Here is an 18,942-nt window from a genome sequence, read left to right on the forward strand (position 1 = left end):
AAGAAACAAGGCTAAGGGGCGGGACGATGCCCCTGCCAAGCTTCACCGTCCTGCTGGCCGCCGCCGCGGGCCTCAAATCCCTTCAGGCCGCGACGATCATTTCCGGCACCTTCATCCTGGAAGATGCGGCGACCTTGCTGGCCGCGATGCAGGTTGCCTCCGGCGGGCTCTCACTGCCGCTGGCGCTGGGCTCGCTCTATGCCGGCATCGTGCTGGGGGATCTCGGGCTTTACGGGTTGGGGCGGCTCTCCGCCACCCATCGCTGGGCGCAACGCCTGGTGCCGCAGCAAAGGCGGGATCTCGGGCATGATTGGGTGAAAACCAAAGTGGTGCCGCTGGTGCTGGTCAGCCGCTTCGTGCCGGGGCTGCGCCTGCCCACCTACACCACTTTAGGCTTCCTGCGCGCCCCGTTTCTGCCCTTCGCGCTGGCCGCCATCGTCGCCACGCTGATCTGGACCAGCCTGCTCTTCTACATCTCGCTGCGTCTGGGCGCGCTGATGGCGCATTATCTCGGCATTTGGCGCTGGGCCGGGCTTGGGGTATTCCTGGTCATCATCATCCTCGTCGGCCGCCTGGCGACGAAGCTCTACAACAAAAGGACACCGCAATGAGCGGAGCATCGCTGGCCGGGTCTCTCGGCAAGCTGAAGCAAGGCGGGCGGAAAAGCCCGGTTTCCTTCTTCGAGTTCTGGCCGGACTGGCTTTTCTATGCGCCGGTGGTGGCCTTCTGGGTGCTCAACGCCATCCGCTATCGCAGCATCACCCTGCCCTCGCTCGCCAACCCGCTGATCAATGCCGGCGGCATCTGCGGCGAGTCGAAAAACCAGATCCTCGGCCTGGCCGGCCCCAAGGCCCGCGCCTGGGTGGCGGACTACGCCCCCTTCACCGTCAGCGGCCATAGCGATGCGGACGATCTGCCCCGCGCCCGCCTGGCGATGGCGCAGGCCGGGCTCAGCTACCCGGTGGTGGCGAAGCCGGATATGAGCTGCAACGGAGTCGGCGTGCGGGTGGTGCGCGACGATGCGCAGCTGGCCGATTATCTGCGGCTTTTCCCGCGCGGCACCGCGCTGCAGCTGCAAAGCCTCGTCACCTATGAGGGCGAGGCCGGGATTTTCTATATCCGCCGCCCCGGCGAGGCGAGCGGGCGCATCACCTCCGTCACCCTGAAATACCCGCCGGTGGTGACCGGCGACGGGCGGCGCAGCGTCAAAGAGCTGATCGCCGCGGATGAGCGGCTGAACGCGATCTCCCCGCTGCTGCTGCGCAAGCTCGGCGCGCGCGCCGCCAGCGTGCCGGCGCCCAATGAGCGGGTCGGGCTGGTCTTCGTCGGCAATCATTGCCGCGGCTCCACCTTCAAGGACGGTCTCTCCATCGTCACCCCGGCGCTGAGCGCGCGGATCGACGAGATCATGCGCGACATGCCGGAAATGTATTTCTCCCGCATCGATCTGCGCTTCGACAATGTCGAGGCGCTGTGCGAGGGGCGTGAGTTCCGCATCATCGAATTCAACGGCGCCGGCTCGGAGGCGACCCATATCTGGGACCCGGAGATGACGCTGAAGCGGGCCTATCGGGATCAGTTTTTCCATTACGGCGAATCCTTCCGCATCGGCGCGCAGATCCGCGCACAGGGCCGCCGGCCGATCGGCCCGTGGAAGCTGCTGGCGCTGTGGCAGCAGCAGAAGCGGCTGATGCGCGCCTATCCGAGCAACGATTAGGAGCAAGACCCTGGGGTGTTGATGGCGGCGGTGCCCCCCCAGAGTTCTTCGCCGCTTTTTTGAAAAAAAAGCGGCACCAAAAAACTTTTGTTATTTTTGCGGCTCCGCCGCCATTTCTCCGGCCGCCACGAAAGAGCCGCCCGGCCCGGCGCGCTCCGGTGTTCCGGCCATCTCCAACCGCCGGCGCGGCAGGCTGCCCGGATATTCGCGCACCAGCCAGGTCACCATCGCCTCGCGCACATCGCAGCGCAAATCCCACAGCACCCCGGCATTGCGCGCGCTCACCAGCAGCCGCAACTCCACCATCGCATTGGGCAGATCCGTCATCTGCACCACCGCCACCTTGCGGTCCCAGCGCGGATTGGCCTCCACCACCTCGCGCAATTTCCGCCGCACCTGCTCCAGCGGCACGCTGTAATCCACATACAGCATCACCGTGCCCATCAGATCCGCCGAGGAATGCGTCCAGTTCTGAAACGGCTGCTCGATGAAATAAGAGAGCGGCACGATCATCCGCCGCAAATCCCAGATGCGGATGACGACATAGGTGGCGCCGATCCGCTCGATCCAGCCCCACTCGCCCTGCACCACCACCGAATCCTCCAGCCGGATCGGCTGCGTCAGCCCGATCTGTATCCCCGCCAGCAGGTTGGAGAGCAGCGGCCGCGCCGCCAGCCCCACCACCAACCCCGCCGCCCCGGCCGAGGCGAACAGCGACACGCCATATTGCCGCACCGCGCTGCTGGTCATCAGCGCCAGCGACACGGTCAGCAGCACCAGCAGCGTGCGCACCGCCGTGCGCAGAATGCCAACCTGGGTGATCTGCTTGCGCGCCACCAGATTATTGCTGTCATCCTCGAAATGGATCCGGGCGACATAGAGATCGGCGAACAGCTCCACACTGTTCATCAGCGTCCAGCCGAGCACCAGCACGAAGGCGGCGACCAGCAGATGGCCGAGAATGGAGGACGGATTATCCGGCAAGGGCGCCAGCGGCAGCACCGCGCTCACCGCCAGCAGCACCAGCAGCGCGCAGGTCGGCCCCTTGGAGCGCGCCATCAGCATCTGCGGGACATTGCCGAACCGCCCGGCAATGCGCGACAGCCGGGCAAACACCCAGCGGCAGAGCGACATCGCCACCAGCGCGGCCAGCACCAGCATCGCCGTCCCCACAACCGGAGCCGGGATGGCGTTATAAAGCCAGAGCACGAAATTCCGCGCGTGATCGATCATGGAGGGCTTCAATCCTGGTTGATCATGTTCGGATTAACCCGATCTAGCCCGGAATGCCTTGGGTTAAACCCCTTTGGCACATGACCATTCTGTTATTTACATGAACGAAACAGGGTCCACATCCACATCCAGCTTCACCTGGCGGGGCAACGGCACCTGCGCCAGCCAGGCCCGCAGCAAGGGCTGCACCGCGATGTCGCGCCTCGTGCGCAGCAGGAGCCGACGCCGATGCCGCCCGCGCAGCAGCGCGATCGGCGCCGGGGCCGGGCCCAGCACCTGCACCCCCTCCCCTTGCGGCGCCACCCTGGCCAAGGCCCGCGCCGCCTGGTCGGCGATGCGCTCATCCTCGGCGCTGACGATCAACGCCGCCAGCCGCCCGAAAGGCGGCCAATGGCCGGGCCGGCGCAACGCCGCCTCCTGCTCCAGAAAGGCCGGCAAATCCCCGGATAATAGCGCTTCGATCACCGGATGCGAGGGATCATAGCTCTGCAGCAGCACCCGCCCCGGTGCCTCCGCCCGCCCGGCGCGCCCGGCCACCTGATGCAGCATCTGCACCGTATGCTCCCCGGCCCGCAAATCCCCGCCCGCCAGCCCCAGATCCGCATCCACCACCCCCACCAAGGTGAGATGCGGAAAATGCCAGCCCTTGGCGACCATCTGGGTGCCGATGATGATGCCGACCTCGCGCTTGGAAATCTTCTCCGCCGCTTCCGCCGCCTGGGCCGGCCCGGCGATCACGTCCGAGGCCATGGTCAGCGCCGCGACATCCGGAAACAGCGCCGCCACCTCCTCGGCAATCCGCTCCACCCCGGGGCCGATCGGCACGAAGCTGTGCTCGGCCTCGCAGGTCGGGCATTTCGCCGGGCGCTGCAGGCTATAGCCGCAATGATGGCAGGAGAGCCGGGGCGAGGCCTTGTGCTCCACCAGCCAGGCCGAACAATGCGGGCAGGAAAGCCGGTGGCCGCAGCTGCGGCACAATGTCAGCGGCGCATAGCCGCGCCGGTTGAGGAACAGCATCGCCTGCTCACCGCGCGCCAGCGTCTCGCGCATCGCCGCCACCAGCACGGGGGAGAGAAATTTGCCCCGCTCGGGCGGGGCCTCGCGCATATCCAGCGCTTCCATCCGCGGCAAGCTGGCGCCGCCATGGCGGGCCGGCAGATCGAGCTTGCGATAGCGCCCCTGGGCGGCGTTCTCGGCCGTCTCCAGGCTCGGCGTGGCACTCACCAGCAGCACCGGGGCGGCGCAGAATTTACCCCGCACCACCGCCATGTCCCGGGCGTGATACATCACCCCGTCCTCCTGCTTGAAAGAGGTCTCGTGCTCCTCATCCACCACGATCAGCCCGAGATCGGCGAAGGGCAGAAACAGCGCCGAGCGCGCCCCCACCACCACATCCGCCCGGCCCTGCGCCACCGCCCTGAAGGTCTCGCGCCGCTGCGCCGGGGTGAGCTCGGAATGCCAGACCGCCGGGCGGGCGCCAAAGCGCGCCTCGAAGCGCGCCAGCATCTGTACCGAGAGCGCGATTTCCGGCAGCAGCACCAGCACCTGCCTGCCCGATCGCAGCGCTGCGGCCACGGCCTCCAGATAGACTTCGGTCTTGCCCGAGCCAGTCACACCGTCCAGCAGCGTCACCGAAAACGAAGCCTCCGCGACCGTGGATCGCAGCGCTGCGGCGGCTGCCTCCTGGGTTGCGGAGAGGGCCGGGCCGGGCCGGGTGGCGTCCGCGCCGCCGAAAGGGAATTGCTTGGCGCGTTTGGGCGGCGCCTCCAGCAGCTTCTCCTTCAGCGTCAGCGCCAGCACATCGCCCCTGGGCGCCAGCGTATAGCCCCCCACCCAATCGATGAATTTGCGCAGATCCCCGGGCAGCGGCGGGAACTCCAGCACCTCTGCCACCGGGCGGGTTTTCACCGCCTCGTCCGGCGCCTCATCCCACACCGCCCCCACCACCATCCGCCGCCCCAAGGGGACGCGCACCAGCGTGCCCGGCGCCAACGGCGCCTGCGCCTCATACGTAAAGGCCTTATCGAATTTATAGGGGAGCAGGACGCTGACGCGGCTTGTGGGGGGGCTGGCTCCATGCTGTATGCTCTTAACCAGAGTCTAAGTTCACCGGAAAGCCACACATGAAATTCTTTGTCGACACCGCCGAAATCGCCGAAATCCGCGAGCTGGCCACCACCGGCCTGCTCGATGGCGTCACCACCAACCCTTCGCTGATCGCCAAATCCGGCCGCAAGATCCTCGATGTCATCGCCGAGATCTGCGAGGTCGTCCCCGGCCCGGTGAGCGCTGAGGTCGCCGCCACCGAATATAAGCAGATGCTGGCCGAGGCAGAGGTGCTGAAGAAGATCGCCCCGAATGTCGCGATCAAGGTGCCGCTGACCCAGGATGGCTTGAAGGCCTGCTACGCCCTCTCCCAGGAAGGCGTGATGGTGAATGTCACGCTCTGCTTCTCCGCCGCCCAGGCGCTGCTGGCCGCCAAGGCCGGCGCCACCTTCATCTCCCCCTTCATCGGGCGGTTGGATGATATCGGCCAGAACGGCATGGAGCTGATCGCCGATATCGTCACCATCTACAACAACTACCCGAATCTGAAGACCGAGGTGCTGGCCGCCTCCATCCGCAACCCGATCCATCTGATCGAGGCGGCGAAGATGGGGGCGGATGTCGCCACCATCCCGCCCTCCGTGATCAAGCAGCTCTACGCCCACCCGCTGACCGACAAGGGCCTCTCCGCCTTCCTGAAGGATTGGGCGGCCACCGGGCAGAGCATTGTCTGACGAATTGCTGACCGCCTTCTGTTCCTGGCTCGGCGCCGAGCGCCGGGCCGGGGCGAAGACGGTCGAAACCTATGCCCGCGATGTGCGGGCATTTTTGTCCTTCATCGCCGAGCATCGTGGCGAGCCCCCGACCCCCGCCAGCCTCGGCGCCCTGCGCGCCGCCGATTTCCGCGCCTTTCTCGCCCGCGCCGCGCAGGCCGGGGACATCAACGCCACCCGTGCCCGCAAACTCTCTGGCCTGCGCACCTTCTTTCGCTATCTGCACAAGCATCACGGGGTGGAGACGGTGCAGCTCTCCCTGCTTGCCCGCCCGAAGCCGAAGCCGCCTTTGCCCAAGGCACTCTCCACCGACCAGGCGCTCAGCGTCACCCATAATATCGGCGAAGCCACCGACACCGCCTTCGAGCAGGCGCGCGACGCGGCGCTGATGGCGCTGCTCTATGGCGCGGGCCTGCGCATCGCCGAGGCGCTGGCGCTGAATATCGGCGATCTGCCGGCCGCCGACGATGCGTTGCGCGTCACCGGCAAGGGGCAGAAACAGCGCATCGTGCCGCTGCTGCCGGCGGTGCGCGCGGCGATCACGGGCTGGCTGAAGCTGCACCCGAATCCAGGGCGCGATGAGCCGCTCTTCATCGGCGTGCGCGGCGGCCGGCTGAATGCCTCCATCGCGCAGAAAAATCTGCGCAATTTCCGCCGCCTCAACGGGCTGCCCGAGCATGCCACCCCGCACGCGCTGCGCCACAGCTTCGCCACCCATCTGCTGGCCGGCGGGGCGGATCTGCGCGCGATCCAGGAGCTGCTCGGCCATGCCAGCCTGTCCACCACGCAACGATATACGGATGTCGAAACCAGCCAGTTGATGGATATCTGGCGCAAGGCACATCCGAGGGCCTGAACATGAAACCTTGCTGGCTTGGCCTGTCCCTGCTGCTCTTCGCCGCCCCCGCCGCGGCCCAGCCATGTTGCGGCGCCATCACCCCGCAAGGCGCGCGGCTCGGCAGTTTTCTCGATGCCTCGCATGTCGATCAGCTCTGGCTGCCGCATCAGCATGTTTTGTGGCGCAGCGGCAAGCCAAACCCGCTTTTTCCCGGCTATTCCAAAGGCACGCATTGCAGCGCCTACGCCGCCGCGATGGCGATGCGGCTGCATGTGCCTCTGCTGCACCCGCCCGAACATGGCCAGCGCGACCTCGCCAACGCCCAGTATGAATGGCTGCGGACCCAGGGCCCGGCGCAGGGCTGGCAGAGCGTGGATTTCATCAAGGCACAGGCGCTCGCCAACCAGGGCTGGCTGGTGCTGGCGGTGTTCGAGAACCCGGACACCGCCAGGCCGGGCCATATCGCGGTGATCCGCCCCAGCGGCAAAAGCCAGGCGGCGCTGGCGCAGGACGGGCCGCAGGAAGCCCAAGCCGGCGAGCAGAATGACGCCGACACAGATATCGCCCATGGCTTCGCCCATCATCACGGCGCCTGGCTGCCCGGGGGCGGCGGCGGTGTGCGTTTCTTCGCTCATCCGATAGGCTGGGCGCGGATCGCGCCTGCCCCGCCCTCCTGAGGTCAAACCGCGCCATCTTGCGGGCCGGAAAGCTTTATGACATTTTAATCCTACATAAACGATAGGAATTTAAATGTTTCAAACCGCCTATGTCGTCTCTGGCGCTTTTGTCGGGTTCCTGGTGGGGCTCACCGGGGTCGGCGGTGGCTCGTTGATGACGCCGCTGCTGGTGCTGTTCTTCGGCCTGCATCCGAGCACGGCGGTGGGCACGGATCTGCTGTTTGCCTCGGCCACCAAATGCGTCGGCACCGCGGTGCATAGCGGCGGCAAGAGCGTGGATTGGCGCATTGTCGGGCGGCTGGCCACCGGCTCGCTTCCGGCCACCTTGCTCAGCCTGGGGCTGATGGCCTGGCTGGGTGCCGCCAGCAAGAATATCACCGCCGCGATTTCCTATATTCTCGGCATCGCCCTGCTGCTCAGCGCCGTCTCGCTGCTGTTCAAGGAGAAGATCGTCAAGGCCATCGCCCGGCGGCACCCGGAATTCGGCGAAGGCGAATCGCGCCGGCTGACCATCATTGTCGGCTTCGTGCTGGGCATTCTGGTGGCGTTTTCCTCGGTCGGCGCCGGGGCGCTGGGGACGATCGCGCTGATCATCCTCTATCCGCGCCTGCCGATGGTGCGCATCGTCGGCTCGGACATCGCCCATGCGGTGCCGCTGACGCTGCTGGCCGGGCTGGGCCATCTGGCGCTGGGCACGATCAATATGCATCTGCTGGGCGCGCTGCTGATCGGCTCCATCCCGGGGATCATCCTCGGCAGCCTGCTGGCGAAATTCGCGCCGGACAAGCTGCTGAAACTCTGCCTGGGCCTCATCCTCGCCCTCGTCGGCGCCAAGATGCTTTTCAAATAAACGCGAAACTGTTGGGGCGCGGACAGCGCCCGAACAGTTTAACCCCGTTTCACCGCCTCGATGAAGGCCCGGATCAACGCCGGATCCTTCTCGCCCGGCGCGCGCTCCACGCCCGAGGACACATCCGCCCCCGGCGCCCCGGTCTGCGCCAAGGCCCGCGCCACGTTCGCGGGAGTCAGCCCCCCCGCCAGCAGCCAGGGCTTCGCAGGGCGGAATTTCGCCAGCAACTCCCAATCCGCCTGCACGGCATTGCCGCCCGGGCGCGTCGCCCCTGCTGGCGGCTTCGCCTCGACGATATAGCCATCGGCGGTATCGTCATGCGCCGGAAACTCCGCCTCACGCTCCACCCCGAGCGCATGCCAGACCGGCCGGCCAAAGCGCAGACGCAGCGCCTGCACCTGCGCCTTCGTGCCGTGCACCTGCAGAATATCCAGCGAGATATCCTTCAGCACGTCATCCACCTCATCCAGGCTCGGATTGACGAACAGCCCGACGCGTTGCGGCCCGCCTGCATGGCGCAGCGATAATTCCTGCGCCTCGACGCTGGTCACGTAACGCGGCGAGGGCGCGAAAAACACGAATCCGACGAAATCCGCCCCGGCGGCAATGGCGGCGTCAAACCCCGCCGCATCCTTCAGCCCGCAGATCTTGACCAGCCGGCTCATGCGATGCTGGCGGCAATCTCCGCCACCGCCGCGCCAGGATCCGCCGCCCCGGTGATCGGCCGGCCGACAACGATATAATCCGCCCCCGCCGCCACCGCCTCTTGCGGCGCCATCACCCGCGCCTGGTCGCCCAAGGCAGCGCCTGCCGGGCGGATGCCCGGCACCACCAGAATCGGCGCTGCCCCGAGCGCATCGCGCAAAATCGAAATCTCATGCGGCGAGCAGACCAGCCCGTCCGCCCCGGCGCTCAGCGCCAGCCGCGCCAGCCGCAGCACCTGCTGCGCGGTGCCGCCGGAAACGCCGGTCTCGGCCAGGCCGGCGGCATCGAAGCTGGTCAGCACCGTCACCGCGATCACTTTCGGCCGCCCCGCCCCCGCCTCGGCGGCGGCCTTGGCGGCGGCCTCGATCATCTTCGCGCCGCCGCCGGCATGAATCGTCATCAGCTTCGGCGCCAGCGGCAGCAATGAGCGCACCCCCCCGGCCACGGTATTGGGAATATCGTGCAGCTTCAGATCCAGAAACACATCCGCGCCCTGCGCCGCCGCCTGATAACCGGCCACGCCATGGCGCAGAAAGAACTCCAGCCCCAGCTTCACCATGCCGCAATGCGGCGCGACCTCGCGCACCAGCGCCTGGGCGCGCGCCAAATCCGGCGTATCGATCGCCGCGATCAAACGACCCGTCATTTTATGCTCTCACCTGATGATGGTCGGTTGCGTCACCGGCACCGCCGGCGCCGGCGGGGTCAGCTCCACCACCCGCTTCTCGGCCTGGCGCGCCCGGCGCCGCCAATGTAGCTGGCGCGGCAGCGCCACCAGCAGCCCGACAAAAAACCCGATGGCCAGCGCCACCACCGCCACCGGCCCCAGCCAGGCGGAGGCGGTGCCGAACGGCCAGAACCCGATCTGCACCGGCACCCGGTTGGAGAGCACGAAAATCACCAGCGCCAGGATGACCAGGAAGCCGATGATGAATTTGATGGATTTCAGCTCTTTACTCCACTCGTCTTCTTTGCCGCGGCGGGTGCGGCGGGTTTGTTGATCCGCTCGCGCAACTCCTTGCCGGCCTTGAAGAACGGCACGGATTTCTGCGCCACATCCACCGTCTCCCCGGTGCGCGGATTGCGCCCGGCGCGGGCCTGGCGGCGCTTCACGGTAAAGGCGCCAAAGCCGCGCAATTCCACCCGCTCCCCGCGCGAAAGTGCGGCCGTCATCTCGTTGAACAAGGCCGAGACGATCTTCTCCACATCCGCGACGGTCAAATGCGGGTTGTCTTCGGCCAATCCAGCGATCAATTCCGAACGTGTCATGAGGTCCCCCAACGCTCAACGATGCCAGGAAGTAACAGGCAGGTCAATCATTTCATAGGGTTCGGGCGACAAACCCCGCTTGTATCGCCAATTTCATGGCCGCGGCGGCGCGGGGGAAGGTGGAGCCACCCTGGCCGTTGGCGTTTGCATCCTCCCAAGGCCTGCAAGTGCAGGTGGGTGCCAGATATCCGGACCAGGGCCCGGACAGAGCCAGCTCCCGAGGGAAGTGCTTAACGGCCCAGGGGATGTCTTGCCTGACGCACCGGGCAGCTCCGCGACCAGATTTAGGCAAGAGCCGCGCGCCCCGCAATCACCTTGACGGCGCTATTTTCGAAAAATCAGAGATCCAGCAGGTCGGAGGCGATTTCCTCGGCCCGCGCCGCCACCCGGCGCAGCCGCGCCCGGCGCTCGCCATCGGCCCGCGGCGGCGCCACCACCGGCGCGCTGGCCGGCGGGTTGGTTTTCACATCATGCAGCTCATCGGCCAGCAGCAGCGCCGCCAACATCAGCAGCCGCGCCTCCCCGGCCTGGCCGCCGATCGCCTTGATATGGGTGATGCGCTGCTCGATCTCGGCGGCCATCTTGCCGAGATGCTCCTCCTGCCCGTCCTCACAGCCGACCTGATAGGCATAGCCATTGATGCGGATGGTGACCTGCGCCATGGGCTTATTCCTCCGTGGGGGTCTGAGGCGGGGTGAGGCCGCCGCGCAGCCGCAGGATCACCTGGTCCAGCGCGCTGGCCAGAGCCTCGCGGTCGAGCGCCTCCTCCTGCGGGACAGGATCCTGGGGCGCAGGATCGCGGGGCGCGGGCAGGGCGGCTTTACCGTTGCGGGTCACGGATGCGATCTTGCGCAGCGCGTCCTCGATACGGTTCAGGATTTCGTCTTCAGATTCCGACTCAGACATGCCAGCCATTCAACCCGAGCGCGCCGTGCGCGGTCAAGGAGAACCCCGCCGATGAATGATGAACTCTTGCCCTTGCCCCCGGCGGTGATGGTGCACGGGCTCAAAGCGGCGCGGATGGCCCTGGCCCCCGGCCTGGCGGTGACCCTGCTTTCCGCCCCCGGCGCCGCCCTCGCCATGGGCGCGGCCTGGTGGTGCGCCCTGCTGCGCGACTCGGGCCATGCCGGCCCGGCCCTGCTGGACTGTGCCGACGCCCCCGGCCGCGCCGCCGAGGCGCTGGCCCTGGGCTGCCAGGGGCTGATCCTCGCCCCCTGCCCGGCCTGGCCCGAGATCGCTGACCTGGCGCGGCGGAACCGCGCGATTCTCCTCTCCGCCGCCCCCGCGCATCTGGAGCTGAGGTTAAAGCCCTGCGAAAAACGGCTGATCTCCTGGCTCGGCGGATGACAGCGCGGTGTTCTTGGGTTACATCGCCGCCAGTTTCCCCAAGGAGGACTGGTTCAGATGGCGATGACCGAAACCGTTAAAAAAATTCTCTCCCATTATGAGAGCGACAATCCCGGCACCAAGACGAATCTCGCCCGCATCCTGATGCAGGGCAAGCTGGGCGGCACCGGCAAGCTGGTCATTCTGCCGGTCGATCAGGGCTTCGAGCACGGCCCGGCCCGCTCCTTCGCCCCGAATCCGGCCGCCTATGACCCGTATTACCATTACCAGCTCGCCATCGATGCCGGGCTCTCCGCCTATGCCGCCCCGCTCGGCATGCTGGAAGTCGGCGCCGCCGAGTTCGCCGGGCAGATCCCGACGATCCTGAAGGTCAACTCCTCCAACTCCCTGGCCACCGACAAGAACCAGGGCCTGACCGGCTCGGTCTCCGACGCGCTGCGCCTGGGCTGCTCGGCCATCGGCTTCACCATCTATCCGGGCTCCGAGTTCGCCTTCGACCTGATCGAGGAAATCCGCGAGATGGCGGAAGAGGCGAAATCCGCTGGCCTCGCCGTCGTCGTCTGGTCCTATCCGCGCGGCCCGATGCTGGATAAGGCCGGCGAAACCGCCTTGGATATCTGCGCCTACGCCGCCCACATGGCCGCCCTCATCGGCGCCCACATCATCAAGGTGAAGCCGCCGACGGATGTGATCTCGCTGGAAGCCGCGAAGAAATCCTATGCCGGGTTCGACGCCTCGACCATGGCCAAGCGCGTCAAGCACGTTGTCGATAGCTGCTTCGCCGGCAAGCGCATCGTCGTGTTCTCCGGCGGCGAGGCGAAGAGCCTGGACGCGCTGTACGAGGAAATCCGCGGCCTGCGCGATGGCGGCGCCAACGGTTCCATCATCGGCCGCAACACCTTCCAGCGCCCGCGCGAGGAAGCCCTGGCGCTGCTGCAGAAGATTATCGATATCTATCTGAATAAGGCTTAATCAGCAGGGGTTTCACCCCTGCACCCGACCAGGGGCTCTGCCCCTGGACTCCCGCCGGGGCCTGAGGCCCCGGACCCCCGCTACTTTTGGCAACCCATGCGGCCACGCCCGGGACCCAAGGTAACAAAAGTTTTTGGGTGCAGCCTTTTTTCAAAAAGGCTGCTCTTTCTTTTCCAAGAGTCCCCCATGCCCGATTGCCGCCTCTACCTCATCACCCCGCCCACCCTACCCGCTGACTTCGAGCGCATCCTCGCCGAAGCCCTGGATTCGGGCGACGTGGCGGCCCTGCAATTGCGCCTGAAGGACGTGCCGGAAGCCGAGCTGCTGCGCGTCATCGACCGGCTGCGCCCCATCGCCCAAAGCCGCGACGTCGCCTTCCTGCTCAATGACAATCCGGCCCTGGCGGTAAAATCCGGCTGCGACGGCGCCCATGTCGGCCAGACCGACATGCCGGCTAAACAAGCCCGCAAAATCCTGGGCGACCTCACCCTCGGCGTCACCTGCCACAACTCCCGCCACCTCGCGATGGAAGCCGGCGAAGCCGGGGCCGACTATGTCGCCTTCGGCGCCTTCTTCCCCACCACCACCAAGGAACCGCCGGAAATGGCGGAGATCGAAACGCTGAAGCTGTGGGCGGAGACAATGGAAATCCCCTGTGTGGCCATCGGCGGCATCACCGCCGAAAACTGCGCGCCTTTGGTGGCCGCCCGCGCCGAATTCCTCGCCGTCTCCGGCGCCGTCTGGAACCACAAGAACGGCGCCGCCGCCGGCGTCAAAGCCATGCTGCGCGCCATCGAAGCGGCCACACCGCCGCCTGAGTGAAGTTTCGCAGCGGCGCTTAGCTAAGAACCCAGCTCGTGCTCAAAGCTTGGAGACACCAAGCCGCTGCACCAAGCCATCCCATGCTCAGCCCCTCGCCATTTTTGCTCACGCGATTCGGGCCGGAATTCGAGAATAATCGCGATCTCCGGCTTATCAGGACCACTGAGTTCCGTTGTCGGCTCTACGCTAACGACAACCCCGCCAAATTCTGAAAGCTTTGCTTTCGCGGGATGAAAATACACCCACCCACCGACAATTTGCTCCGCATCGGCCATTGAAAGTTCCCACGCCACGGACCGATGTAGGCGTTTATCTCTATCGACAAGCGTTAGACCGCGTAGGCTTGCCCCGTCGCGATGGCATATAAGATGGATGCACTTTGGCACGGCCCCTCCAACATCAGCGGCAATCATTCCCGCGCAGCGTATAGTCCTTTACCTTGCCGCCTTGCAGGGCGAAGGTCGCCTCACAGCTGTAAATTTGTACATCCTGCGGCCCGGCCCAGCCCGGTCCCCAGCCCCATCCGCCCCAGACCGGCCCCATCGGAATGCTCTGCGCGTCATAACGCAGCGTGTAGGCCAGATAGGTGGTATCCCCCACCTTGATCTGCCGCTGCGGCACGCCGAACTGCGCCACCAGCGTCGCTTCCGGCGCGCCGATATAGCTCGCCAACCGCGTATCCAGGCTCGGCCCCGTCGCACAGCCGGCCAGCCCCAAACCCAAAGCCAGAGCATAAATCGGACGCATCGAAAAACTCTCCTTCAGAGCCTTTTATATAGGCGCCGTGGGCAGCCATAAAACATCCGCGATGCGCCTGGCATTGCTCGCCAGCATCGCCAGCCGGTCGAACCCCAGCGCGATCCCGGCACAGGCCGGAAGCTGCCCCACCGCCTGCAAAAAATCCTCGTCCAACGGCCAGTCCGGCCCGTACAGCGCATGCCGCCGCGCCCGGTCCTCGATGAACCTTGCCCGTTGCTCCGCCGCATCCGTCAGCTCCACGAAAGCATTCGCCAGCTCGATGCCGCAGACATACAGCTCAAACCGCTCCGCTACCCGTGGATCGTCAGGGCTGCGTCGCGCCAGCGCCGCCTGCGCCGCCGGCCAATGGGTGAGAAACGTCGCCCGCCCTTGCCCCAGATGCGGCTCGATTTTCTCCAGCAGCAGCCGGAAGAACAAATCCTCCCAATCCTCGCCCGCCCGCAGCGCCACCCCCGCCTGCGCCGCCAGCGCCGCCGCATCCCCCGCCGTGCCCAGCACATCCGCGCCGACATAGCGGCTAAACGCCTCCGCCACGCTGAGATATTCCGGCTCGTCCAGCACCGTGGTGATCCCCCGGCAGCTTACCGCCGGCGGCAGCGTCGCCTGCAGCAACGCGAAGCTCTCGCGCATCAACGCGCCCATATCCGCGTGCAGCGCGTACCATTCGAGCATGGTGAATTCCGGCGCATGAGTGTCCGACCAAGGCTCATCGCGCCAGACCCGCGCCATCTGAAAAATCGGCCCCGAACCGCCCGCCAGCAGCTTCTTCATCGCGAATTCCGGCGAGGTATTCAGCCACTCCGCCCCGGCCTGGCGGGCGCGCAGATGCACCTCCTCCCCCGGTGCCGCCACCGCATAAGGTGTTTCCACCTCGCTATAGCCGCGCGCGGTAAAGAAGGCGCGCACGCCCGAAGCCAGAAGATTGCGCCGGCGCAGAAGCGCCATGCGGTCGGGCAAGGTCTGCCAGGGTTGAGAGCTCATGCCCGCCGGTTTACACGCTCCCGATGCCGGACGGAATTTCCTCCCCCAAACAACGCACGCTGCGCACCCCGCAAGAGCTGGTGCAGGCCGGGCTGCTGCCGCCCGAAGCCCTGGCGGACGCGCAAGCCGTCGCCACGCGCTACGCCATCGCCGTGCCCCCGGCGCTGGCCGCGCGCATCGAAACCCCGCAGGACCCGCTGGGCCTGCAATTCATCCCCGACGCCGCGGAGCTGATCACCGCCCCGCATGAGGATGCCGACCCGATCGCCGACGAAGCTCTCTCGCCGCTCCCCGGCATCGTCCACCGCTACCCGGACCGGGCTTTGCTGAAGCCGCTGCTGGCCTGCCCGGTCTATTGCCGCTTCTGCTTCCGCCGCGAGCAGATCGGCCCCGATGGCGGGCTGCTCTCGCCCGAGGAACTGGACGCCGCCTGCGCTTACATCGCCGCCCGCCCCGGCATCCGCGAGGTGATCCTCACCGGCGGCGACCCGCTGATCCTCTCGCCCCGCCGCCTCGGCGACATATTGCGCCGCCTGCAGGCGATCCCGCATGTCGAGCTGCTGCGCATCCATAGCCGGGTGCCGGTGGCCGATCCCTCTCTGCTCAACGACGCGCTGCTGGCCGCCCTCGATATCGAAACCCCGCTCTATATCGCCGTTCACGCCAATCACGCGCGGGAATTCTCGCCCGCGGCCAATGCCGGCCTGCGGCGCCTCTCCGGCTGGGTCTCCGCTTGCTGGCCAGAGCGTGTTGCTGAAAGGGTGAATGACAGGAGAGGCCTGGCGGACCTGTTCGCGCCATGCTCCGCGCCCGGGTGAAGCCGTACTACCTGCACCAGCTCGATCCTGCCCGGGCACCGCGGTTTCATGTGGAGCCGGCGCGGGGGCGGGAATTCTGGCCGGCTTGCGCGGGCGGATCAGCGGCACGGCGTTTCCGACCTATATTCTCGACCGGCCTGGGGCTTAGGAAAATCCCTTTATAAACAAAAGTTTTTTGGTGCCGCTTTTTTTCAAAAAAGCGGCGAAAACGCCGGGTGTAGGCACCGCCCTCGCCCCACCCAACCCTCCGCGGCCTTTTTGAAAAAAGGGCCGCCCCCAAAACTTTTATACCCCCCTTCAAATCGGAAATTACCGATCTAAATATGCCCGATGACGATGCAGACCCCGCCGCTCTGGATGAAATCCTGAAGCCCTCGCCAACCCGGCCCGGCTCTCCATCCTGCGCGGCTGCGCGACCCGGCAAGGCATTTCCCGGCCAGGACCACCCATATGAATGGGGCGTCTGCGCCCAGAAAATCGAATCCGCCTGCACTTTGGTCGCAATCCACCGTCTCCGGCCATCTCGCCATCCTGCACCAGGCCGGCTCATCACCGCGAAAAATGCGGCAATTCGTGTTCTATCAACGCGATGAAGCCGCCATCGCGGAATTTCTCACCCTGCTGAAGGCGCAGCTATGAGCGCGCCGTCCCTCTCAACCTGAAACAAGGACGAACCATGCCCAATTTGTTTGACCCGCTGAAGCTCGGCGAGCTCACCTTGCGCAACCGCATCATCATGGCCCCCTCACACGCTGCCGCGCCTCCGAAGGCCGCGTCCCCAACGCGCTGATGGCCGAATATTATGCCAGCGCGCCGATGCCGGGCTGATCATCTCGGAAGCCACTCCGTCACCCCGATGGGTGTTGGCTACCCGGACACACCCGGCCTGTGGAGCCAGGAGCAGGTGAAGGCTGGAAGCTGGTCACCAAGGCGGTGCATGACAAAGCGGGCTGATCTTCGCCCAGCTCTGGCATGTCGGCCGCATCTCCGCCCCGCTCTATCTGAATGGCGAGCTGCCGGTGGCCCCGTCTGCCATTGCCGCCAAGGGCCATGTCAGCCTGGTGCGCCCGCTGCAGGATTTCGTCACCCCGCGCGCTGGAGCTGAGCGAGATCCCCGCATCATCGAATGCTACCGCAAGGCGGCGATGAACGCGCAGATGGCCGGCTTTGACGGCGTCGAGATCCACGGCGCCAACGGCTATCTGCTTGACCAGTTCCTGCAGGATTCCACCAATCAGCGCACCGACGAATATGGCGGCTCCATCCAGAACCGCGCCCGGCTGCTGCTGGAAGTGGTGGACGCCGCGCCTCCGTGTTCGGCCCGGAGCTGGTGGGCGTGCATCTCGCCCGCGCATGGACAGCCACTCGATGGGCGATTCCGACCGTCTCGGCACCTTCACCTATGTCGCCCGCGAGCTGCGCGAAAAGAACATCGCCTTCATCTGCGCCGCGAGCACCAGGCGGAGGACTGGATCGGCCCGCAGCTGAAGAAAGCCTTTGGCGGCGTCTATATCGCCATGAGGGCTTCAGCAAGGAGAGGCCGAGGCGGCGCTGCCGAGGGCGTGTGCGATGCCGTCGCCTGGGGCAAGGCCTTCATCGCCAACCCGGACCTGGTCACCCGCCTCAAGCAGAACGCGCCGCTGAACGAGCTGGATACCAGCACATGTATGGCCAGGGCCCGAAAGGCTACACCGACTACCCGGCCTCGAGACCGTCGCCTGACCTCCCCCAGCCCCGCTTCGGCGGGCTGTTTTTTTGGCCATCAATAAGCCGTGACGCCACAGCGGGATATGGCTTCTAAGAGACTGTTTGAAAAGCCACTCTGGCGGCCGCCAAGCGGCGATTTGCTGCGCTCCGGTGCTCACGTACCTCAAGTACGCTGCGCTCCGGTGCTCGCAAATCACCACTTGACGACTCACCATAGCGACTTTTGAAACAGCCTCTTAGCCTCAGCGGCAGCCGTCAGCCTGAGGCAGAGCCCGATCAGGCCGATACTGACCAGCATCGCCAGCGCGCCGATGCCAAATAGCAGCTCATAGCTGCCGGTGAGATGGAACAGGTTGGAGAACAACGCCGCCACGCCCGCCTGCATCACCGCATAGGCCATCGTCGCCAGCCCCCAATCGGCGGAGAGCCGGGCCGGCGGCACCATGCCGGCAATCGCCCCGCCACCAGCATCACCGATCCCAGCGCGATCGCGCCCACCACCAGGGCGGAGACCGCCAGCGCCAGCTGCGCGTGCAGCAGCAGCGGCAGCGCCACGCCGCGCCCATCAGCACATAGCTGCCCCCAATGTCGGCAGAAAGCCGAACCGGTCGGCCACCCGGCCCAGGATCAGCGGCCCCAGCATCGCCGCCACCCCAGACAGGCGGCAAGCTCCGCCCCGCCGCCACGCCGCGCCCGAGCCCCAAGGCCGCGAAGCTGGAAAGGAACAGCATATGCGGCACGAAGCCCAAAGCCGAGAGCGCATAGGCGGTGATCATCAGTAGCACCACGCGCGGCGGCAACCCGTTCGCGGCATGGCGCGGCGGCGGGGTGATGCGCACCGGCGGCATCATCAGCGCCACCGCCAGCGTCGCCGCGACACTGACCGCGCCCAGCACGATCCAGGTGCAGACGAGCCCGCGCGCCAGCAGCAGCGGCACCAGAATGGCGCTGAACGCCGTACCCGCCCCCATCCCGGCGAAGGTGATGCCGGAAACCTTGCCACGGGCCCGGGCCGGCGCCCTTCCGACCACGGCGGCGGCCATCAGTACCATCAAAATTCCGCCGGTGATGCCGGAGAGCAGCCGCCAGGCCCCGAACCAGAGCCAGCCCCAGTTCAGCGCCGAGGCCAGGATGGACAAGGCGGTCAGCCCCATGAAGCCCAGCACCGCCGGCTTCGCCGCGAAGGGGCGCCGCCAGACCCGCATCACCGCCGCGCCGATGAAATAGCCGGCCAGATTCGCCGCCCCCAGCCAGAAGGCGGCGGAGGCGCTGTACCAATGCGCCTTCGCCAGCGCCGGGACGATCGGCGCGAAGCCGAACCGGGCGACGCCGATGCTGACGAACATGGCCAGAAGACCGCAGAAGGCGGCCCGGTTGATCGGGAAGGAGGCGGGCGTTTCCATGATCAATGTCAGATAGCCTGACCGC

The 18,942-nt window shown here is 66.4% G+C and carries 25 protein-coding genes and 1 other RNA gene; 12 read left to right on the top strand and 14 right to left on the bottom strand.

Annotated elements, in window-relative coordinates; translation table 11 throughout:
• Positions 1-26 precede the first annotated feature (26 nt).
• Together ACZ46S_RS05140 and ACZ46S_RS05145 are read left to right on the top strand one after the other, a co-directional pair.
• Positions 27-611, top strand: coding sequence for a DedA family protein (locus ACZ46S_RS05140; protein ID WP_295743442.1), 585 nt, complete (start codon positions 27-29; stop codon positions 609-611).
• Positions 608-1,717 carry a D-alanine--D-alanine ligase gene (locus tag ACZ46S_RS05145; RefSeq protein ID WP_464063624.1) on the top strand — a complete coding sequence of 370 codons (1,110 nt, stop codon included), beginning with the start codon at positions 608-610 and terminating at the stop codon, positions 1,715-1,717. The genes ACZ46S_RS05140 and ACZ46S_RS05145 overlap by 4 nt, the downstream gene beginning before the upstream one ends.
• Positions 1,718-1,807: 90 nt before the next feature.
• Here the strand turns inward: ACZ46S_RS05145 and ACZ46S_RS05150 are convergent, their stop codons facing one another.
• The gene (locus ACZ46S_RS05150) at positions 1,808-2,950 is read right to left on the bottom strand and encodes a mechanosensitive ion channel family protein (RefSeq protein WP_464063625.1); all 1,143 of its coding nucleotides are present in this window, start codon (positions 2,948-2,950) and stop codon (positions 1,808-1,810) included.
• 96 nt (positions 2,951-3,046) lie between these two features.
• Positions 3,047-5,047 (bottom strand): primosomal protein N', encoded by a 2,001-nt coding sequence (locus tag ACZ46S_RS05155; protein WP_464064260.1) that lies wholly within the window; start codon positions 5,045-5,047, stop codon positions 3,047-3,049.
• Between the two features lie 26 nt (positions 5,048-5,073).
• On the opposite strand from ACZ46S_RS05155, the gene fsa reads away from it, so the two are divergent.
• The 4 genes from fsa to ACZ46S_RS05175 all read left to right on the top strand — a co-directional run bounded on the left by fsa (position 5,074) and on the right by ACZ46S_RS05175 (position 8,134).
• Positions 5,074-5,730, top strand: coding sequence for a fructose-6-phosphate aldolase (gene fsa, locus ACZ46S_RS05160; RefSeq protein WP_295743454.1), 657 nt, complete (start codon positions 5,074-5,076; stop codon positions 5,728-5,730).
• On the top strand, positions 5,723-6,625 hold the full coding sequence (locus ACZ46S_RS05165) for a tyrosine recombinase XerC (RefSeq protein ID WP_464063626.1): 903 nt from the start codon (positions 5,723-5,725) through the stop codon (positions 6,623-6,625). The genes fsa and ACZ46S_RS05165 overlap by 8 nt, the downstream gene beginning before the upstream one ends.
• 2 nt (positions 6,626-6,627) lie before the next feature.
• Positions 6,628-7,284: a hypothetical protein gene (locus ACZ46S_RS05170; RefSeq protein WP_464063627.1), complete on the top strand. Its 657-nt coding sequence runs from the start codon at positions 6,628-6,630 to the stop codon at positions 7,282-7,284.
• A gap of 73 nt (positions 7,285-7,357) precedes the next feature.
• Entirely contained in the window at positions 7,358-8,134 is a 777-nt protein-coding gene (locus tag ACZ46S_RS05175) for a sulfite exporter TauE/SafE family protein (RefSeq protein ID WP_464063628.1), read from the top strand.
• Positions 8,135-8,172: 38 nt separating this feature from the next.
• Here the strand turns inward: ACZ46S_RS05175 and ACZ46S_RS05180 are convergent, their stop codons facing one another.
• From ACZ46S_RS05180 to ACZ46S_RS05210, 7 genes are all read right to left on the bottom strand, one after another.
• Complete coding sequence (locus ACZ46S_RS05180) at positions 8,173-8,799, bottom strand: phosphoribosylanthranilate isomerase (RefSeq protein WP_464063629.1); 627 nt, start codon at positions 8,797-8,799, stop codon at positions 8,173-8,175.
• Complete coding sequence (pyrF, locus tag ACZ46S_RS05185; protein WP_464063630.1) at positions 8,796-9,485, bottom strand: orotidine-5'-phosphate decarboxylase; 690 nt, start codon at positions 9,483-9,485, stop codon at positions 8,796-8,798. Before pyrF ends, ACZ46S_RS05180 begins: the two co-directional genes overlap by 4 nt.
• A gap of 9 nt (positions 9,486-9,494) precedes the next feature.
• Entirely contained in the window at positions 9,495-9,740 is a 246-nt protein-coding gene (locus tag ACZ46S_RS05190) for a LapA family protein (protein WP_295743473.1), read from the bottom strand.
• 44 nt (positions 9,741-9,784) lie between these two features.
• Positions 9,785-10,108: an integration host factor subunit beta gene (locus ACZ46S_RS05195; RefSeq protein ID WP_008493465.1), complete on the bottom strand. Its 324-nt coding sequence runs from the start codon at positions 10,106-10,108 to the stop codon at positions 9,785-9,787.
• 118 nt (positions 10,109-10,226) lie between these two features.
• Positions 10,227-10,384: non-coding RNA, 6S RNA (gene ssrS, locus ACZ46S_RS05200), on the bottom strand.
• Between the two features lie 62 nt (positions 10,385-10,446).
• Entirely contained in the window at positions 10,447-10,770 is a 324-nt protein-coding gene (locus ACZ46S_RS05205) for a cell division protein ZapA (protein ID WP_464063631.1), read from the bottom strand.
• 4 nt (positions 10,771-10,774) lie between these two features.
• Positions 10,775-11,014 carry a hypothetical protein gene (locus ACZ46S_RS05210; RefSeq protein WP_295743480.1) on the bottom strand — a complete coding sequence of 80 codons (240 nt, stop codon included), beginning with the start codon at positions 11,012-11,014 and terminating at the stop codon, positions 10,775-10,777.
• Positions 11,015-11,065: 51 nt separating this feature from the next.
• Between ACZ46S_RS05210 and ACZ46S_RS05215 the strand changes: the two genes are divergently transcribed.
• From ACZ46S_RS05215 to thiE, 3 genes are all read left to right on the top strand, one after another.
• Positions 11,066-11,455, top strand: coding sequence for a hypothetical protein (locus ACZ46S_RS05215; protein WP_464063632.1), 390 nt, complete (start codon positions 11,066-11,068; stop codon positions 11,453-11,455).
• A 57-nt stretch (positions 11,456-11,512) separates the two neighbouring features.
• Positions 11,513-12,427 carry a class I fructose-bisphosphate aldolase gene (locus ACZ46S_RS05220; RefSeq protein WP_295743487.1) on the top strand — a complete coding sequence of 305 codons (915 nt, stop codon included), beginning with the start codon at positions 11,513-11,515 and terminating at the stop codon, positions 12,425-12,427.
• 186 nt (positions 12,428-12,613) lie between these two features.
• Complete coding sequence (gene thiE / locus ACZ46S_RS05225; RefSeq protein ID WP_464063633.1) at positions 12,614-13,249, top strand: thiamine phosphate synthase; 636 nt, start codon at positions 12,614-12,616, stop codon at positions 13,247-13,249.
• A gap of 20 nt (positions 13,250-13,269) precedes the next feature.
• On the opposite strand, the gene ACZ46S_RS05230 is transcribed toward thiE, so the two are convergent.
• The 3 genes from ACZ46S_RS05230 to epmA all read right to left on the bottom strand — a co-directional run bounded on the left by ACZ46S_RS05230 (position 13,270) and on the right by epmA (position 14,989).
• Positions 13,270-13,524, bottom strand: a complete 255-nt coding sequence (locus ACZ46S_RS05230; RefSeq protein WP_295743494.1) for a hypothetical protein — start codon at positions 13,522-13,524, stop codon at positions 13,270-13,272.
• Positions 13,525-13,648: 124 nt separating this feature from the next.
• The gene (locus ACZ46S_RS05235; RefSeq protein ID WP_464063634.1) at positions 13,649-13,996 is read right to left on the bottom strand and encodes a hypothetical protein; all 348 of its coding nucleotides are present in this window, start codon (positions 13,994-13,996) and stop codon (positions 13,649-13,651) included.
• A gap of 24 nt (positions 13,997-14,020) precedes the next feature.
• Positions 14,021-14,989, bottom strand: coding sequence for an EF-P lysine aminoacylase EpmA (gene epmA, locus ACZ46S_RS05240; RefSeq protein ID WP_464063635.1), 969 nt, complete (start codon positions 14,987-14,989; stop codon positions 14,021-14,023).
• 23 nt (positions 14,990-15,012) lie between these two features.
• Here epmA and ACZ46S_RS05245 point away from each other — a divergent pair, with 23 nt between their 5' ends.
• The 3 genes from ACZ46S_RS05245 to ACZ46S_RS05255 all read left to right on the top strand — a co-directional run bounded on the left by ACZ46S_RS05245 (position 15,013) and on the right by ACZ46S_RS05255 (position 17,576).
• Positions 15,013-15,807 carry a radical SAM protein gene (locus ACZ46S_RS05245; protein WP_464063636.1) on the top strand — a complete coding sequence of 265 codons (795 nt, stop codon included), beginning with the start codon at positions 15,013-15,015 and terminating at the stop codon, positions 15,805-15,807.
• 450 nt (positions 15,808-16,257) lie between these two features.
• Entirely contained in the window at positions 16,258-16,446 is a 189-nt protein-coding gene (locus ACZ46S_RS05250; RefSeq protein WP_464063637.1) for a hypothetical protein, read from the top strand.
• A gap of 362 nt (positions 16,447-16,808) precedes the next feature.
• On the top strand, positions 16,809-17,576 hold the full coding sequence (locus ACZ46S_RS05255; RefSeq protein ID WP_464064261.1) for an oxidoreductase: 768 nt from the start codon (positions 16,809-16,811) through the stop codon (positions 17,574-17,576).
• A gap of 146 nt (positions 17,577-17,722) precedes the next feature.
• On the opposite strand, the gene ACZ46S_RS05260 is transcribed toward ACZ46S_RS05255, so the two are convergent.
• Positions 17,723-17,959: a hypothetical protein gene (locus tag ACZ46S_RS05260; protein WP_464063638.1), complete on the bottom strand. Its 237-nt coding sequence runs from the start codon at positions 17,957-17,959 to the stop codon at positions 17,723-17,725.
• A 25-nt stretch (positions 17,960-17,984) separates the two neighbouring features.
• Entirely contained in the window at positions 17,985-18,917 is a 933-nt protein-coding gene (locus ACZ46S_RS05265; RefSeq protein WP_464063639.1) for a YbfB/YjiJ family MFS transporter, read from the bottom strand.
• Positions 18,918-18,942 lie beyond the last annotated feature (25 nt).

The sequence above is a fragment of the Acidocella aluminiidurans genome, from assembly GCF_055383125.1.

Bases quoted from the DNA above. Each gene is read 5' to 3' on its own strand.
- ACZ46S_RS05235 (WP_464063634.1), bottom strand. From the start codon at position 13,996: ATGCGTCCGATTTATGCTCTGGCTTTGGGTTTGGGGCTGGCCGGCTGT.
- ACZ46S_RS05260 (WP_464063638.1), bottom strand. From the start codon at position 17,959: ATGGTGCCGCCGGCCCGGCTCTCCGCCGATTGGGGGCTGGCGACGATG.
- fsa (WP_295743454.1), top strand. From the start codon at position 5,074: ATGAAATTCTTTGTCGACACCGCCGAAATCGCCGAAATCCGCGAGCTG.
- ACZ46S_RS05215 (WP_464063632.1), top strand. From the start codon at position 11,066: ATGAATGATGAACTCTTGCCCTTGCCCCCGGCGGTGATGGTGCACGGG.
- ACZ46S_RS05195 (WP_008493465.1), bottom strand. From the start codon at position 10,108: ATGACACGTTCGGAATTGATCGCTGGATTGGCCGAAGACAACCCGCAT.
- ACZ46S_RS05250 (WP_464063637.1), top strand. From the start codon at position 16,258: ATGAATGGGGCGTCTGCGCCCAGAAAATCGAATCCGCCTGCACTTTGG.
- thiE (WP_464063633.1), top strand. From the start codon at position 12,614: ATGCCCGATTGCCGCCTCTACCTCATCACCCCGCCCACCCTACCCGCT.
- ACZ46S_RS05265 (WP_464063639.1), bottom strand. From the start codon at position 18,917: ATGGAAACGCCCGCCTCCTTCCCGATCAACCGGGCCGCCTTCTGCGGT.
- ACZ46S_RS05140 (WP_295743442.1), top strand. From the start codon at position 27: ATGCCCCTGCCAAGCTTCACCGTCCTGCTGGCCGCCGCCGCGGGCCTC.
- epmA (WP_464063635.1), bottom strand. From the start codon at position 14,989: ATGAGCTCTCAACCCTGGCAGACCTTGCCCGACCGCATGGCGCTTCTG.
- ACZ46S_RS05205 (WP_464063631.1), bottom strand. From the start codon at position 10,770: ATGGCGCAGGTCACCATCCGCATCAATGGCTATGCCTATCAGGTCGGC.
- ACZ46S_RS05210 (WP_295743480.1), bottom strand. From the start codon at position 11,014: ATGTCTGAGTCGGAATCTGAAGACGAAATCCTGAACCGTATCGAGGAC.
- ACZ46S_RS05145 (WP_464063624.1), top strand. From the start codon at position 608: ATGAGCGGAGCATCGCTGGCCGGGTCTCTCGGCAAGCTGAAGCAAGGC.
- ACZ46S_RS05170 (WP_464063627.1), top strand. From the start codon at position 6,628: ATGAAACCTTGCTGGCTTGGCCTGTCCCTGCTGCTCTTCGCCGCCCCC.
- pyrF (WP_464063630.1), bottom strand. From the start codon at position 9,485: ATGACGGGTCGTTTGATCGCGGCGATCGATACGCCGGATTTGGCGCGC.
- ACZ46S_RS05150 (WP_464063625.1), bottom strand. From the start codon at position 2,950: ATGATCGATCACGCGCGGAATTTCGTGCTCTGGCTTTATAACGCCATC.
- ACZ46S_RS05245 (WP_464063636.1), top strand. From the start codon at position 15,013: ATGCCGGACGGAATTTCCTCCCCCAAACAACGCACGCTGCGCACCCCG.
- ACZ46S_RS05220 (WP_295743487.1), top strand. From the start codon at position 11,513: ATGGCGATGACCGAAACCGTTAAAAAAATTCTCTCCCATTATGAGAGC.
- ACZ46S_RS05175 (WP_464063628.1), top strand. From the start codon at position 7,358: ATGTTTCAAACCGCCTATGTCGTCTCTGGCGCTTTTGTCGGGTTCCTG.
- ACZ46S_RS05180 (WP_464063629.1), bottom strand. From the start codon at position 8,799: ATGAGCCGGCTGGTCAAGATCTGCGGGCTGAAGGATGCGGCGGGGTTT.
- ACZ46S_RS05230 (WP_295743494.1), bottom strand. From the start codon at position 13,524: ATGGCCGATGCGGAGCAAATTGTCGGTGGGTGGGTGTATTTTCATCCC.